Origin of the sequence: Streptomyces sp. NPDC052107, from assembly GCF_040680215.1 — a bacterium.
In the GTDB taxonomy this organism is placed as follows: domain Bacteria; phylum Actinomycetota; class Actinomycetes; order Streptomycetales; family Streptomycetaceae; genus Streptomyces.
Window position 1 is genome coordinate 1 of record NZ_JBFAWG010000029.1, and the last position, 14,345, is coordinate 14,345.

Annotated in this window: 13 protein-coding genes; 10 read left to right on the plus strand and 3 right to left on the minus strand. The window is 71.9% G+C overall.

The features are described 5' to 3' along the window. The 4 genes from AB0M27_RS26770 to AB0M27_RS26785 form a co-directional block, all read left to right on the plus strand. On the plus strand, positions 1-533 hold a 533-nt coding region (locus AB0M27_RS26770), incomplete at its 5' end, for an alpha-glucosidase C-terminal domain-containing protein (RefSeq protein WP_365724850.1). Positions 534-564: 31 nt separating this feature from the next. Continuing rightward, positions 565-1,929 (plus strand): maltokinase, encoded by a 1,365-nt coding sequence (locus AB0M27_RS26775; protein ID WP_365724852.1) that lies wholly within the window; start codon positions 565-567, stop codon positions 1,927-1,929. Between the two features lie 4 nt (positions 1,930-1,933). Further along, positions 1,934-4,135: a 1,4-alpha-glucan branching enzyme gene (glgB, locus tag AB0M27_RS26780; RefSeq protein ID WP_365724854.1), complete on the plus strand. Its 2,202-nt coding sequence runs from the start codon at positions 1,934-1,936 to the stop codon at positions 4,133-4,135. A 93-nt stretch (positions 4,136-4,228) separates the two neighbouring features. Further along, positions 4,229-5,317, plus strand: a complete 1,089-nt coding sequence (locus AB0M27_RS26785; RefSeq protein ID WP_365724985.1) for a glutamate--cysteine ligase — start codon at positions 4,229-4,231, stop codon at positions 5,315-5,317. A 10-nt stretch (positions 5,318-5,327) separates the two neighbouring features. Here AB0M27_RS26785 and AB0M27_RS26790 read toward each other — a convergent pair whose 3' ends face one another. Next, positions 5,328-5,555 (minus strand): DUF6480 family protein, encoded by a 228-nt coding sequence (locus tag AB0M27_RS26790; protein WP_365724856.1) that lies wholly within the window; start codon positions 5,553-5,555, stop codon positions 5,328-5,330. A 150-nt stretch (positions 5,556-5,705) separates the two neighbouring features. Between AB0M27_RS26790 and AB0M27_RS26795 the strand changes: the two genes are divergently transcribed. The 5 genes from AB0M27_RS26795 (at position 5,706) to AB0M27_RS26815 (ending at position 12,408) form a co-directional block, all read left to right on the plus strand. Next, complete coding sequence (locus AB0M27_RS26795) at positions 5,706-7,604, plus strand: AMP-dependent synthetase/ligase (RefSeq protein WP_365724858.1); 1,899 nt, start codon at positions 5,706-5,708, stop codon at positions 7,602-7,604. 165 nt (positions 7,605-7,769) lie between these two features. Next, positions 7,770-8,204: an ATP-binding protein gene (locus tag AB0M27_RS26800; protein ID WP_365724859.1), complete on the plus strand. Its 435-nt coding sequence runs from the start codon at positions 7,770-7,772 to the stop codon at positions 8,202-8,204. A gap of 201 nt (positions 8,205-8,405) precedes the next feature. Then, a complete protein-coding gene (locus AB0M27_RS26805) occupies positions 8,406-9,764 on the plus strand; it encodes an NAD(P)/FAD-dependent oxidoreductase (protein WP_365724862.1) in 1,359 nt (452 codons plus the stop codon). A gap of 114 nt (positions 9,765-9,878) precedes the next feature. Then, positions 9,879-10,088, plus strand: a complete 210-nt coding sequence (locus tag AB0M27_RS26810) for a DUF4287 domain-containing protein (RefSeq protein WP_365724864.1) — start codon at positions 9,879-9,881, stop codon at positions 10,086-10,088. A 97-nt stretch (positions 10,089-10,185) separates the two neighbouring features. Then, positions 10,186-12,408 carry an FUSC family protein gene (locus AB0M27_RS26815; protein ID WP_365724987.1) on the plus strand — a complete coding sequence of 741 codons (2,223 nt, stop codon included), beginning with the start codon at positions 10,186-10,188 and terminating at the stop codon, positions 12,406-12,408. Between the two features lie 19 nt (positions 12,409-12,427). Here the strand turns inward: AB0M27_RS26815 and AB0M27_RS26820 are convergent, their stop codons facing one another. Both AB0M27_RS26820 and AB0M27_RS26825 read right to left on the minus strand, forming a co-directional pair. Then, positions 12,428-13,282, minus strand: a complete 855-nt coding sequence (locus tag AB0M27_RS26820) for a SigB/SigF/SigG family RNA polymerase sigma factor (RefSeq protein WP_365724866.1) — start codon at positions 13,280-13,282, stop codon at positions 12,428-12,430. A 234-nt stretch (positions 13,283-13,516) separates the two neighbouring features. Continuing rightward, positions 13,517-13,948 (minus strand): ATP-binding protein, encoded by a 432-nt coding sequence (locus AB0M27_RS26825; RefSeq protein ID WP_365724868.1) that lies wholly within the window; start codon positions 13,946-13,948, stop codon positions 13,517-13,519. A 123-nt stretch (positions 13,949-14,071) separates the two neighbouring features. Here AB0M27_RS26825 and AB0M27_RS26830 point away from each other — a divergent pair, with 123 nt between their 5' ends. Further along, entirely contained in the window at positions 14,072-14,314 is a 243-nt protein-coding gene (locus tag AB0M27_RS26830; protein WP_365724870.1) for a hypothetical protein, read from the plus strand. The last annotated feature ends 31 nt before the right edge of the window (positions 14,315-14,345 follow it).

A 14,345-nucleotide genomic window follows, 5' to 3' on the forward strand; every position in this document is an offset into this window, starting at 1 on the left:
ACGAGATCGGCATGGGCGACAACATCTGGCTCGGCGACCGCGACGCCGTACGCACCCCCATGCAGTGGACCCCCGACCGCAACGCCGGCTTCTCGACGTCCGATCCGGGACGCCTGTACCTGCCGACGATCATGGACCCGGTCTACGGCTACCAGGTCACCAACGTCGAGGCGTCGATGTCCTCGCCCTCGTCGCTGCTGCACTGGACCCGCCGCATGATCGAGATCCGCAAGCAGAACCCTGCCTTCGGTCTCGGCTCCTTCACCGAACTGCAGTCCTCCAACCCGGCGGTCCTGGCGTTCCTGCGCGAGTACGGCGACGACCTGGTGCTGTGCGTCCACAACTTCTCCCGCTTCGCCCAGCCCACCGAGCTCGACCTGCGGGTCTACGACGGCCGGCACCCGGTCGAGCTGATCGGCGGGGTGCGATTCCCCGCCATCGGTGAACTTCCCTACCTGCTGACCCTGCAAGGCCATGGCTTCTACTGGTTCCGGCTCACCCGAGTCGCATCCCGCATCGGCCGCCGTCGCTGAACGAACGGCGCCGAGGAAAGGACGCGTCACCATGCCGAAGACCATCACTGTCCGACCGAGAACGGCCGTCGGCCTCGACGGGCCCCTGGTCTCGTTGGGCGGGCTGCTGCGCCAGTGGCTGCCGCAGCAACGCTGGTTCGCGGGCAAGGACCGGCCCGTCACCGATCTGACAGTGCTCTGCGTGACCGAGCTGTTCCCGGGATGTCTGCATCTGCTGGTGCACGCCTCGCACGCGCCGGTGCCCACGCCGGGCGGCACTCCCCCGCCCGGTGACTGCTACCAGCTGCTGCTCGGGCTGCGCGAACACCTCGCCCCACGACTGGAGCGGGCGTACATCGGGCGGGCCGAGCAGGGCCCGTTCGCCGGGCTCGCGGTCTACGACGCGCTGCACGACCCGCGCTCGGCGAACCTGCTGCTGGAGCGGCTGCGGCAGCCCGGCGCGGCCGGCCCGCTGCGGTTCGAGGCCGACCCGGCCGCCCACCTGCCCGGCGGTCTTCCGCCGCGCATGCTGGACGCCGAGCAGTCCAACTCCTCGATCGTGTACGGCGACGCGTACATCCTGAAGGTCTTCCGCCGGATCCAGCCGGGCGTCAACCCGGACCTGGAGGTGACGGCCGCGCTGGCCGCACAGGGGTGCACCCGGGTGCCGGCACCGGTGGCCTGGTTCGGTACGACCGCGCCGCAGCCGGCCACGCTGGGCGTGCTGCAGCCGTTCCTGCCCGACGCGACCGACGGCTGGACGCTGGCGCTGCGCGCGCTCGCCGCCGGCGGCGACTTCACCGCCGAGGCCCGGGAACTGGGCCGGGCCATGGCCGAGGTGCACCTCGCGCTGGCCGAGGCGTTCCCACCGGCCGGGCCGGGCGAGAACGGCCGTACGGCCGCGGCGATGTGCGCTCGGCTGGACGCGGCCGCGCACGCCGTTCCGGGGCTGCTGCCCTTCGTGCCCGGGCTGCGCGCCGCGTTCGGGGCGCTCGCCACCTGCGACTCCGGGCCGCCCGCCCAGCGCATCCACGGCGATCTGCACCTCGGGCAGGTGCTGCAGGCCGGCCGCGACTGGTTCGTCATCGACTTCGAGGGGGAGCCGTCCCGGCCGCTCGCCGAGCGGTGTGTTCCGCAGTCCCCGGTGCGGGACGTGGCGGGGATGCTGCGCTCCTTCGACTACGCGGCCCGGCAGCGCCGCCCCTGGCGACCCGAATGGGCGCGCCGCTGCCGGGAGGCGTTCTGCGCGGGCTACGCGGCCCGTGCCGGCTGGGATCCACGCAAGAAGCACGCGCTGCTGCGCGCGCACGAGACGGACAGGGCGGTCTACGAGGTGCTGTACGAGGCAAGACACCGGCCCGACTGGCTGCCGGTACCGATGGCGGCGATCAAGCGGCTCGCCGTGTGGGGAGGATGACGTCATGGCTCTGCGCGACACCTCGCTCCCCGAGGCCGCCGGTCCCGCGCCGGCCCAGGCCCTGCCCCTCGACGCGGCCGATCGCGGCCGGCTGCTCGGCGGCACCCACCACGATCCGCATGCCCTGCTCGGCGCCCACCCGGTGCCGGGCGGCACCCTGTTCCGGGCACTGCGCCCGAACGCGCGCACGGTGCACGTGGTGGTCGACGGAATGGGCAGCCCCCTTCGCTCGGAGGGCGACGGTCTCTTCGCGGCCGTCCTGCCGTACCCGGAGATCCCGCCGTACACCCTGCTGGTGACCTACGACGACGCCGAGCAGGAAGTGCACGACCCGTACCGCTTCCTGCCCGCCCTGGGCGAGCTGGACCTGCATCTGATCCGGGAGGGCCGGCACGAGCAGCTGTGGCAGGCGCTCGGTGCGGAGCCGATGACGCACCAGGGCGTGACCGGCACCCGCTTCACCGTGTGGGCGCCCAACGCCCAGGGGCTGCGGGTGGCCGGGGACTTCACGTACTGGGACGGCACGCAGTACCCGATGCGCTCGCTCGGCGCGTCCGGTGTGTGGGAGCTGTTCCTGCCCGGGATCGGCGAGGGCGCCCGATACAAGTTCGAGATCACCTCGCGCTACGGCCATCGCTTCCTCAAGGCCGACCCGATGGCGCGGTGCACGGAGACGCCGCCGGACACCGCGTCGGTCGTCGCGGTCTCGCGGCACGAGTGGGGCGACGCGGAGTGGATGGCACACCGGGATGACAGGCCCGTGCACCAGGCGCCGTTCTCGGTGTACGAGGTCCATCTGCCGTCATGGCGACCAGGACTGACGTACCGTCAACTGGCTGGCGAACTGCCCGCGTACGTCAAGGAGATGGGCTTCACGCATGTCGAGCTGATGCCGGTCGCCGGGCATCCGTTCAGCGGCTCCTGGGGCTACCAGGTCACCTCCTACTATGCTCCGACGCCCCGCCTCGGCTCCCCGGACGACTTCAGGTACCTGGTGGACGCGCTGCATCGGGCCGGCATCGGTGTGATCATGGACTGGGTGCCGGCGCACTTCCCCAAGGACGACTGGGCGCTGGCCCGGTTCGACGGGGATCCGCTGTACGAGCCCGGGAACGCGACGCGCGCCGAGCACCCGGACTGGGGGACGTACGAGTTCGACTTCGGCCGCACCGAGGTGCGAAACTTCCTCGTCGCCAACGCGGTGTACTGGTGTCAGGAGTTCCACATCGACGGGCTGCGGGTGGACGCCGTCGCCTCGATGCTCTACCTCGACTACTCGCGGGACTCCGGCCAGTGGGAGCCGAACGTGTTCGGCGGGCGGGAGGACCTGGACGCGGTGGCCTTCCTGCAGGAGGTGAACGCCACCGTGTACCGGCGCTGCCCGGGCGTGGTGACCATCGCCGAGGAGTCCACCGCCTGGGACGGGGTGACCCGGCCGACGGACAGCGGTGGGCTCGGCTTCGGACTGAAGTGGAACATGGGCTGGATGCACGACTCGCTGCAGTACATCCAGAAGGAGCCGGTGCACCGCAAGTACCACCACAACGAGATGACCTTCTCGATGGTGTACGCCTACAGCGAGAACTACGTCCTGCCGATCTCCCACGACGAGGTGGTGCACGGCAAGCAGGCGCTGGTGTCGAAGATGCCGGGCGACTGGTGGCAGCGGCGGGCCACCCACCGCGCCTATCTGGGCTTCATGTGGGCCCATCCGGGCAAACAGCTGTTGTTCATGGGGCAGGAGTTCGCCCAGGGAGCCGAATGGTCCGAGGCGCACGGCCCCGAGTGGTGGCTGCTCGGCGACGACTACCACTCGGCCGGGGACCACCGGGGCGTGCGGGATCTGGTGCGGGACCTGAACACCGTGTACCGGGCGACGCCTGCGCTGTGGCAGCGGGATTCCGACCCGGGCGGGTTCCGGTGGGTGCTGTGCGACGCGGCGGACGACAACGTCTTCGCGTTCCTGCGCTTCTCCGCCGACGGCTCCCCGCTGCTCGCGGTGTCGAACTTCTCCCCGGTCGTCCGGCACGACTACCGGCTGTGGGTCCCCGACGAGATCCCCGCCTGGCAGGAGGAGCTGAACACCGACGACGTCCGATACGGCGGCAGCGGGGTCGGCGACGAGGAACTGATGAAGCCCGAGGACGGGTTCCTGAAGCTCACGCTGCCGCCGCTCGCGACGGTCTGGCTGGCGCCGGAGCACTGAAAACCAGGTGTCGGCGGCCCGCCCAGGGGCAGTCGGGGGTCGTACGGAGCCTCGACTGCCCGTCGTGGCATGGACACGGAAGGGTGGCACCAGGTGCGCACCGTGGGAGTGGAGGAGGAGCTCCTTCTGGTCGACCCCGACAGCGGCGAACCGAAGGCGCTGGCGGCGGCCGTCCTCGCCCGGGTCGCCCATGACGATCCGGGGCAGAACGTCTTCGAGAAGGAGCTGTTCCGGCAGATGCTGGAGTTCGCCACGCATCCGCAGGCGAAGATGGCGGACCTCGGCGAGGAGATCGTGCGCTGCCGCAAGGAGGCGGCGCGGCACGCCGGGGAGCTCGGCTGCGCGGTCGCGGCGCTGGCCACCTCTCCCCTGCCGGTCAGCCCCTCCCTCAGCGTGAACGCGCGCTACCAGTGGCTCGCCGAGCACTACGGGATACCGACCTGGGAGCAGCTGGTGTGCGGCTGCCATGTGCATGTGTGCGTGGAGTCCGACGAGGAGGGCATCGCCGTCCTGGACCGGATCCGCGCATGGCTCCCGGTGCTCCGTGCGATCAGTGCGAACTCGCCGTTCTGGCAGGGACGGGACACGAGCTACGCCAGCTACCGCAGCCGGGTGTGGAACCGCTGGCCGTCGGCCGGGCCGACCGAGCCGTTCGAGTCGGCCGAGCGGTATCACCGGCGAGTGGCGGACATGGTGGCCACCGGTGCCCTGCTGGACAGCAGGATGGTCTACTTCGACGCGCGGCTGTCCGCCCGCTATCCGACGGTGGAGGTCCGGGTGGCGGACGTGTGCCTCGGTGCGGACACCGCCGTGCTGATCGCGACGCTGACCCGCGGGCTCGTGGAGACGGCCGCACGGGACTGGCAGGCGGGCCGGCCGGCGCCCGACCACACCGTGAGCCTGCTGCGGCTCGCCGACTGGCAGGCCGCCCGGTTCGGCCTGGAGGAGAACCTGCTCGACCCGGCGACCATGCGGCCCGAGCCCGCCTCACAGGTGCTGCGGTCGCTGCTCACCCACACCGGGGACGCGCTCACCGCCGTCGGCGACGCCGAGCGCGCCGAGCGGGGCATCACGGAGCTGTTGCGGCGCGGCAACGGGGCGCGCGAGCAGCGTCGGCTGCTGGAGCACGGCGGCGACCTGCGGGACGTCGTCGCCGAGTGCGTCCGGCGTACCCAGGGCTGATCGCCCGCGGTCAGACGATCAGCACCAGGGCGTACACCAGGAAGAACAGCGCGACCAGGGCGACGATGACGAGGATCAGCGTCAGCGGAGCCTTGGCCCAGCCCCGGGGCGGGTTGTGCGTCTCGCGGGGCCCGGCCCCGGGCAGGCTGCTCTCGGCGGGCGGGGTCTCGCCGGGCGGAACCGAGCCGCCGGGCTCCAGCCCGGCGGTCCGCTCGGGTTCGGGGTTCACATGACTCATGTCTGCCGAGTCCCCGGGACACGCCCGCATCATCAGTCGATCACGACTTCCCCGTTCCCGGCACCGAACGCGGTCCGCTGGGCTACATTCGAGCACCGCCGACACCGAGCCGATCGGCGGTGTGACCCTCTGTACATCCAGGAGCAGCGCATGCGCGACGTCGCCCTCGCTCCCACCGTTGCCCCGCCGCTCAGCGGCGGCCTGGCCGACAGCGTCTTCGACACCGCGGAGCGCAGTCCCACCCTGCCGGTGCTCGCCCATCGTGTGGACTCCGCCGCCACCGTGTGGCGGCAGGTGACGGCCGTCGAGCTGCGCGACGAGGTGGTCGACCTGGCCAAGGGGCTGATCGCCGCCGGGATCTCCCCCGGCCACCGGGTGGCCCTGATGTCCCGCACCCGCTACGAGTGGACGGTGTTCAGCCATGCGCTGTGGGCCGTGGGCGCCGAGGTCGTGCCGATCCATCCGGCCTCCTCACGGGACCAGGTCGAGTGGATCCTGCGGGACGCCGGCTGTGTGGCCGTGGTCGTGGAGGACGAGCAGGGCGTCATGACCGTCGGCACGGTGTGCGCCGGGCTGCCGCGGCTGCGCCACGTCTGGCAGCTGGACACGGGCGCGCTGCCGGCACTCGTCGAGCGGGGCGCCATCGTGCCGTACACCACGGTGGAGTCGCTGCGCCGGATCGTGCTGCCGGACGCCACCGCGGCGGTCGTCTACACCTCCGGCACCTCCGGCCGTCCCCAGGGCTGCGCGCTCAGCCACCGGGGCCTCGCCTATCCCTGCGACACGTACCTGGCCGGCTGGAGGCACACCGCGGCTCCGCCCGGCGAGCAGCCGTCCGTGCTGGCGTTTCTGCCGTTCTCCCATGTGTACGGCATGATGATCATGCTGGTGTGTGTGCGCGGCGGCGCCCTGATGGCGCACGAGCCGGAGCTGACCGAGGCGTCGCTGGCCTCGGCTCTGACCACGTTCCGGCCGACGTATCTGTACGGCGTGCCGTCGGTGTTCGAGAAGCTCTACAAGAAGTTCCTGCAGGCGGCCGAACAGGCGGGCCGGGGTGCGCTGTTCGAGCGGGCCGCGCAGACCGCCCGGGACTTCGCCCAGGCGCGGGAGCGCCACCGGCTGGGCACCGGGCCTGGGCCCGGGTTCGAGCTGAGGCTGCAACACGCCCTGTACGAGCGGACGGTGTACCGCAGGCTGCGCGCGGCGCTCGGCGGACGCGTGGTGCGCGGCAGCTCCGGCGGTTCCTCGCTCAACCGAGAACTGAACCTGTTCTACGAGGGCATCGGGGTGTACATCCACGACGGGTACGGCCTCACCGAGGCCTCCGGCGGGATCACCATGCAGCCGCTCGGCCGGGAGAAGTCCGGTACGGTCGGCCGGCCGCTGCCGGGCACCGAGGTCCGGGTGGCCGACGACGGGGAGATCCTGGTGCGCGGCCCGTCGGTGTTCCAGGGCTATGTCGGCGACGAGCCGGCGACACGGGCCGCGCTGCGCGGCGGCTGGCTGGCCACCGGGGACATCGGGCGGCTGGACTCCGAGGGGTATCTGACGATCACCGGGCGCAAGAAGGACGTCATCGTCACCAGCGGCGGCAAGAGTGTCGCCCCGGCCCCCCTGGAGCAGCGGCTGCGCATGCATCCGCTGGTCCACCAGGCGGTCGTGATCGGCGACGACCGGCCCTGTGTCGGCGCCCTGATCACCCTGGACCCGGACTTCCTCGCGCACTGGCGGGGCTCCCTGGCGCTCCAGGGCGACAGTCCGGGCCGGGAGAGCCGTGAGGAGAACGCGCTGCGGGAGGAGATCGCGCGGGCCGTCGCCTCCGCCAACAGCGCCGTCTCCCGCGCGGAGTCCATCCGGGTCTACCGTGTGCTCCCGGAGCCGTTCGCCCCGGACAACGGACTGCTCACCCCGTCGATGAAGCTGCGCCGGGACGTCATCGTGCGGCACTACGCCGCCGAGATCGACGCGATGTACCAGGCGCGGTCCCGGGCGACGCGTCTCGCGCAGGAGCCGGCGGACTGGGACGAGCCGGACGACGTCTTCCGCTGACGTCCTCCACCGGGTGGGCGCATCCGCAGGGGGCACGAGCCGGGGCGGACGGATATCCCGCCGTGCTGCGGGAACTCGCAGCACAGAATGAGATCAGCACCGACAGCCGTCCTGGCCGGAGGGCCCCGTCACGCCCCCCGACCGCCAAGGACTGGGGATTGCGAGATGGCGACGCAGCCACGTGGGGACGACACACCGCCCTCGGAGGACGGGTACGAGCGCACCTTCTCCTTCGCCGGTGAACTGCGCAACGTCACGGAGGCCCGGCTCGCCGCGGAGGACTTCCTCTGCGCGCTCGCCACCGAGGCGCCGCCCGCCGCGCCCGAGTACTGGGACGACATACTGCTGGTCGTGACGGAGCTGGCCGCGAACGTGATCCAGTACGCGCCGGGGCCGTTCGGTCTGCGGATGCGCCGCACCTTCGACGGCGTGCACGTGACGATGCACGACACGAACACCACCAAGCCGGAACCGCGGCCCTTCCACCCGCGCACGGGCGGCGGCGGCATCGGCTGGCACCTGGTGCACACGCTGTGCACGCAGGTCAGCGTCGTCGTCGACGACGAGGGCAAGGACATCCACGTGTTCCTGCCGTGGTGACCGCGGCGTGTGTACGACGTGTATCTGTGCGACAGCCGGTTACTCCATACCCGGGCGGGGGCATGCTGGTGCCCACACGTTCGGCTGCCTGCCGCACCTGGCTGGCGGAACGGCTCGGGGCACGGTGGGATCAAAGGTGGTGCGCGCCGATCCGGGGCAAGCGAACAGCGTCAGTCGGAACGCCCGGAGCCGGAGAAAGGGATGAACACCGTGACACGACCCAGGATCCTGGTGGTCGGCGCAGGCTTCGCCGGAGTTGCGTGCGTGCGCCGCCTGGAGCGGAAACTCGCTCCCGCCGAGGCCGACGTCACCCTGGTGACGCCGTACTCCTACCAGCTGTATCTGCCCCTGCTGCCCCAGGTCGCCTCCGGTGTGCTGACGCCGCAGTCGATCGCCCTGAGCCTGCGCCGCAGCAAGAAGTACCGCACCCGGATCATCCCGGGCGGCGCGATCGGTGTGGACCTGAGGTCCAAGGTGTGCGTCGTCCGCACCATCACGGACAAGACCGTCAACGAGCCCTACGACTACATCGTGCTGGCACCGGGCAGCGTGACCCGCACCTTCGACATCCCGGGGCTGACCGAGCACGCCTTCGGGATGAAGACCCTGGCCGAGGCCGCCTACATCCGCGACCACGTCATCTCGCAGCTCGACCTCGCGGACGCCAGCGACGACCCGGCGGAGCGGGCCGCGCGGCTGCAGTTCGTGGTGGTCGGCGGCGGATACGCCGGCACCGAGACCGCCGCCTGTCTGCAACGGCTGACGCACGCCGCCGTACAGCGCTACCCGCGTCTGGATCCCGGCCTGATCAAGTGGCATCTGATCGACATCGCGCCCAAGCTGATGCCCGAGCTGGGCGAGAAGCTCGGACGCAGCGCGCAGGAGATCCTGGGGCGGCGCGGCATCGAGGTGTCGCTGGGCGTGTCGATCGACAAGGCCGGCGCGGAGGAGGTCACCTTCACCGACGGCCGGGTGGTGCCGACGCACACGCTGATCTGGACGGCCGGCGTGGTCGCCAGCCCGCTGATCGCCACGCTCGGCGCGGAGACGGTCCGCGGCCGGCTGGCGGTGACCGCCGAGATGTGCCTCCCGGGGCACGACGGCGTGTTCGCGCTCGGGGACGCGGCCGCCGTGCCCGACGAGGCCAAGGGCGAGCCGGGCGCGGTCTGCCCGCCCACCGCGCAGCACGCCATGCGCCAGGGCAAGAAGGTCGCCGACAACGTCATCGCGACCCTGCGGGGACAGCCGCTGACGCCGTACGTGCACCACGACCTGGGTCTGGTCGTCGACCTCGGCGGCAAGGACGCGGTGTCCAAGCCGCTCGGCGTCGAGCTGCGCGGGCTGCCGGCCCAGGCGGTGGCCCGCGGCTACCATTGGTCGGCGCTGCGCACCAACGTCGCCAAGGCCCGGGTGATGACCAACTGGCTGCTGAACGCGGTCGCCGGCGACGATTTCGTCCGCACCGGCTTCCAGGCCCGCAAGGCGGCCCGGCTGAAGGACTTCGAGTTCACCGACGCGTATCTGACACCGGAACAGGTACGGGCCCGGGTGGAGAGTTAGGGCGCCCGGAGCACCTGATGTGACGTGGATCACCGGGGCCGCCGATCACTTCGCCGCGGATCGGCGGTCCTACCCGGTGATCAGCGAACGTCACACGGATGGGACACACCGACCATGGCCGAGAACACCGTCAAGGGCCCGGCGAGCTACTTTCCCTCGATCGAGAAGGAGTACGGCCGCCCGATCGCCGAGTGGCAGGAGCTGATCCGTTCCTCGCCGCTGACCAAGCACATGGAACTGGTCGGCTGGCTCAAGTCCGAGCACGGTCTCGGGCACGGCCACGCCAACGCCCTGGTGGCGGCGACCCTGGCCGAGGGCAGGTAGCCGCGGGCGGTCGTGCGATGCTGGGTCGGAGATCGATTTCTGGCACGGGAGAGAGCGCGGCGGCGTGAGCACAGCGGGACGGTCGGGGCGGGTACGGATGTGGGACCGGCTCGCGGCGTACGATCCCGGGCTGCTGCGGCTCACCGCCGGACTGCGCACGGTCATCGCGATCGCGCTCGCCCTCGCCGTCCTGGCCGTCCTGCGGGTGCCGGTGCCGCAACTGGTCGCCGGTGCCATGGCGGCGATGGTGTCGACCTTCGCCATCCGGGAGAAGCAGCGCTCGGCGCAGGCGGTGACGCTCGCGCTCGGCCTGCCGGTGGCACTGGCGTCGGTGTCGCTGGGCGCGCTGCTGAACCAACGGGTGGTTGTCGGGGACCTGTTCTTCGTCGTCCTCATCTTCTGTGCCGTCTACAGCCGCCGGTTCGGCGACCGGGGTACGGCGCTCGGTCTGATCGGCTTTCAGATCTACTTCCTCTCCCTGTTCGTGCGCGCGACCACCGCGGCGCTGCCCGCGCTGTACGGGGTCATCTGCGTGGCCTTCGCATGCGGTGCCGCCGCGCGCTTCGTGCTGCTGCCGCAGACCCCGTCGGGCACCCTGGACCGGCTGCGGCGGGCGTTCCGCGCCCGGCTCGCGCAGCTGATCGCCGTCCAGACCGAGTTGCTGGACGCCGGGCCGGACGAGGTGGACAAGGTCCTGGACGATCTGCGCACCGCCACCGCGCGGCTGCACGAGACGGCGCTGCTGATCCAGGGGCGGCTGGAGGACGGCACCTCCGACGCGGCGGTGGCCCGGCTGCTGCAGCGCCGGATCGCGGACGCCGAGATCGCCTCCGAGCGGCTCGGACTGCTGCTGCTCACCGCGCGCAGCGCCGAACGGACCGACACCCTCACCCTGCATCTGCCGGGCGCCGCGCTGCCCTCCGGCGGGGAGCTGCCGGTGCGGGACGAGGCCACGGCGGCGCTGCGCCGGGATCTGCAGGCCCTGCGGCTGCTGATGCTGCGGCCGGTCGGCGAGGCCCGGGGCACCGCGCTCGCCCAGATGCGCAACCGGCTGCTGGGCTACCGCGAGGAGGAGAACCTGCCCAAGGCCTCGCCGGCCGTGCAGGACGTCTTCCGTGGGCTCGGCGAGGCGGCCCGGGCCGCGCTGGGTCTGCGGGTCGCGCTGGACGGGCCGCAGGACGAGTCCGACGACACCCCGGCGACGACCCGCTCGCGCGAGGAGCTGGACGCGGAGGACGCCGCGATCGAGGCGGGCGAGGAGGCCGAGGCGGAGGAGCCGGGGCCGAGCGGTCTGAAGCGGCCCACGACACGGGCCGCGGTCCAGGTGGGCGTCGGCTCCATGCTGGCCATCGCGGGCGGCGAACTGCTGTCCGGTCAGCGCTGGTACTGGGCGGTGCTGACCTGCTGGATCGTGTTCATCAACACCGCCTCGACCGGCGAGATCCTGGTGAAGGGCTACCGCCGGCTGGTGGGCACGGTCCTCGGCGTGGTGGCCGGTATCGTGCTCGCCGGTCTGGTCGGGCACCACACCTGGACGGCGTTCGGCCTGGTGCTGGTGTTCATCTTCGCGATGTTCTACACCGCGCCCCTGTCGTACACGCTGATGTCGTTCTTCGTCACGGCGATGCTGGGGCTGCTGTACACGCTGCTGAACACCTACAGCATGGCGGTGCTGGTGCTGCGGGTGGAGGAGACGGCGCTCGGCGCGGCCTGCGGGGTGATCGCGGCGGCGGTGGTGCTGCCGATCCACACCAACCGCCGTACCAACGAACTCCTCGTCACGGTCCTGGACCGGCTCGCCGAGGTCACCCGGGCCGCCGTCGACCAGTTGAGCGGCGGGGCGGGTGCCGATCTGGTGGAGCAGGCGCGCGATCTGGACCAGGCGCTGGCCGATCTGCGCGCGGCCACCCAGCCGTTGACCCATCCGATCACCCCGCTGCGCTCACGCCGGGACACCGCCCGGTACGTGGTGGCGCTGCTGGAGACCTGCGCCTACCACGGGCGCTCGCTCGCGGCCACGGCCGAGCTGCTGCCGACGCACCCGTCGATCGCCGCGGATCCCCGGCTGCGCGGGGCGGGCGCGCGGATCGTGCACAACATCGAGGCGATCGCCGCGCATGTCGCCGACCCGCGTGCCACGGCGGTGATCGAGACCGGCCCCAGCATCGCCTCGATGCTGGAGCCGGGATCTCTGCGCACCCCGCGCTACGGCCGGGTCACCGACCGGGTGCTGCGCCATCTGCAGCGGCTGGACGAGGCGGTCTCGGGCCTGGCCCGGCCGCTGGGCCTCACCACCGGCGCGGAACGGCCGAAGAAGTGACGGTCCGTCGGCCGTGCGCTCATGCCGGGTCCGTCCCGCACGCGCGCCGGCCCATGGCCTCGTCGCGGACGCGGGCGCAGCTGCGGCTGATCAGCCGGGAGACGTGCATCTGGGAGATGCCCAGCCGGTCGGCGATGCGGCTCTGCGTCATGTCCTCGAAAAACCGCATGTAGAGGATGGCCCGTTCCCGCTCGGGCAGCCGGCGCAGCCCCTCCTTGGCGGCCTCGCGGTCGACCACGACGTCGTAGGAGGTGTCCGTCGCCCCGAGGGTGTCGGCGAGGCTGTAGCCGTCGTCGCCGGTGGACAGTTCGGCGTCCAGGGACAGGGTGCTGAAGCTCTCCAGGGCCTCCAGGCCCGCGCCGACCTCCTCCTCGGTGAGTCCGGTGTGGGCGGCCAGGGCGGCGAGGGTGGGTTCGGGGCTGCCGGGGTGCTGGGCGAGCTCGCGCCGGGCCACACGCACCCGGTTGCGCAGTTCCTGCACCCGGCGCGGCACCCTCAGGGCCCACATCCGGTCCCGGAAGTGGCGCTTGACCTCGCCGGTGATGGTCGGCACGGCGTAGCTCTCGAAGGCTCCGCGGGAGGGGTCGAACCGGTCGATGGCCTTGACCAGCCCGAGGGCCGCCACCTGCCGCAGGTCCTCGACGGACTCGCCCCGGTCGCGGAAGCGGCCGGCGATCCGGTGGGCCATGGGCAGCCATGCCGCGACGAGTTCGTCGCGTGCGGCGTCCCGCTCGGGGCCGTCGTCCAGCTCCGCCAGCCGGGTGAACAGCGCCGCGGTGTCGGGGGCGTCGTCATGGGGCCGCCGCGCGGGTGCGGCGGCGGCCGAGTCCGTGGTGTGCGTGCCGGGACAAGTTGTCGACATGTCGGTCAGCATGCGGAATCGCTCCTGAACGTGGTTTCAGGGCACACGGCGGAAGGGGCTTCCCGGGCCGGGCCCGAACGGTGGTGTCAGGGTTCGCCGCGGGTCGGTCGCCCGGTCCCGCCGAGAGGGGGACCCGGGCAGTCGTACGGTTCCTGCTGGGCGCGCGCCTCCGGTCCGAAGCACGAGATTCCGCCTGCCCCTCGCTACGGGGAGCAAACACCCCAGGGGCGGAACTTCCGCACGGCTTCAGTGCAGCGGTACGACGGCCGTGATGCGCTTGCCCCCGCAGGGCAGCTGCACCACCCGGATGTCCCGGGACAGGCGGCAGACGATGGGCCAGCCCCGGCCGCCGAGCCGGACGTGGCCGCAGTCGTCGACGGGTGCGGCGGCCACCGGCAGCTCGTCGCTGTTGTCGCTCACCGACACCCGTACGCCCCCGGAGTCCACGTCGACGTCGAAACCGGTGATGCCGCCGCCGTGCAGGATGGCGTTGGTGGTGAGCTCCGAGGTGACCAGCAGGGCGTCCTCCATGGCCGCTTCGCCGCAGGGCATGGCGCGGGCCCGGCACCGTTCGGTCACCACGCGCTCCACGGTTCTGCGGGCTTCGGCAGGCCGGCACGGCTGGCGGCGCGGTTCCCGCAGCGTCGCCGAGCAGCTGGTGCGGTGCTTGTCGCGCATCCCTTCCTCCCTGAGCCATGCCCGGGCTGCCAGGTTCCTCCTTTTCGCCTCACCTCATGCGGAGCCGTCAAACACCGTCGGCTTCCGTGTCCATCACCGCGGCTTCGCGGGTACCAGACGGGTATGACCGATGTCGTGGACGCGGACGAATTGCTGCGGCGCATCCAGCGCGGCCGGGAACACGCGGCCGCGGAGGAGCGGGCCTGGCGGGAACGCGCACAGAACCTGACGGCGACGGATCCGGACGGCGCACAGGAGGCGACGGCCCGGGCGTGGACGTTCGAGGCGGTGGCGCGAGTGCTGGAGGAGATCGTCTGTCCGGGCGGGAGGCCGGTCGGGACGGAGGGCGTGAAACAGGTCACCTGACCCGCTACCGATTGGTACAACAACCGCCGGA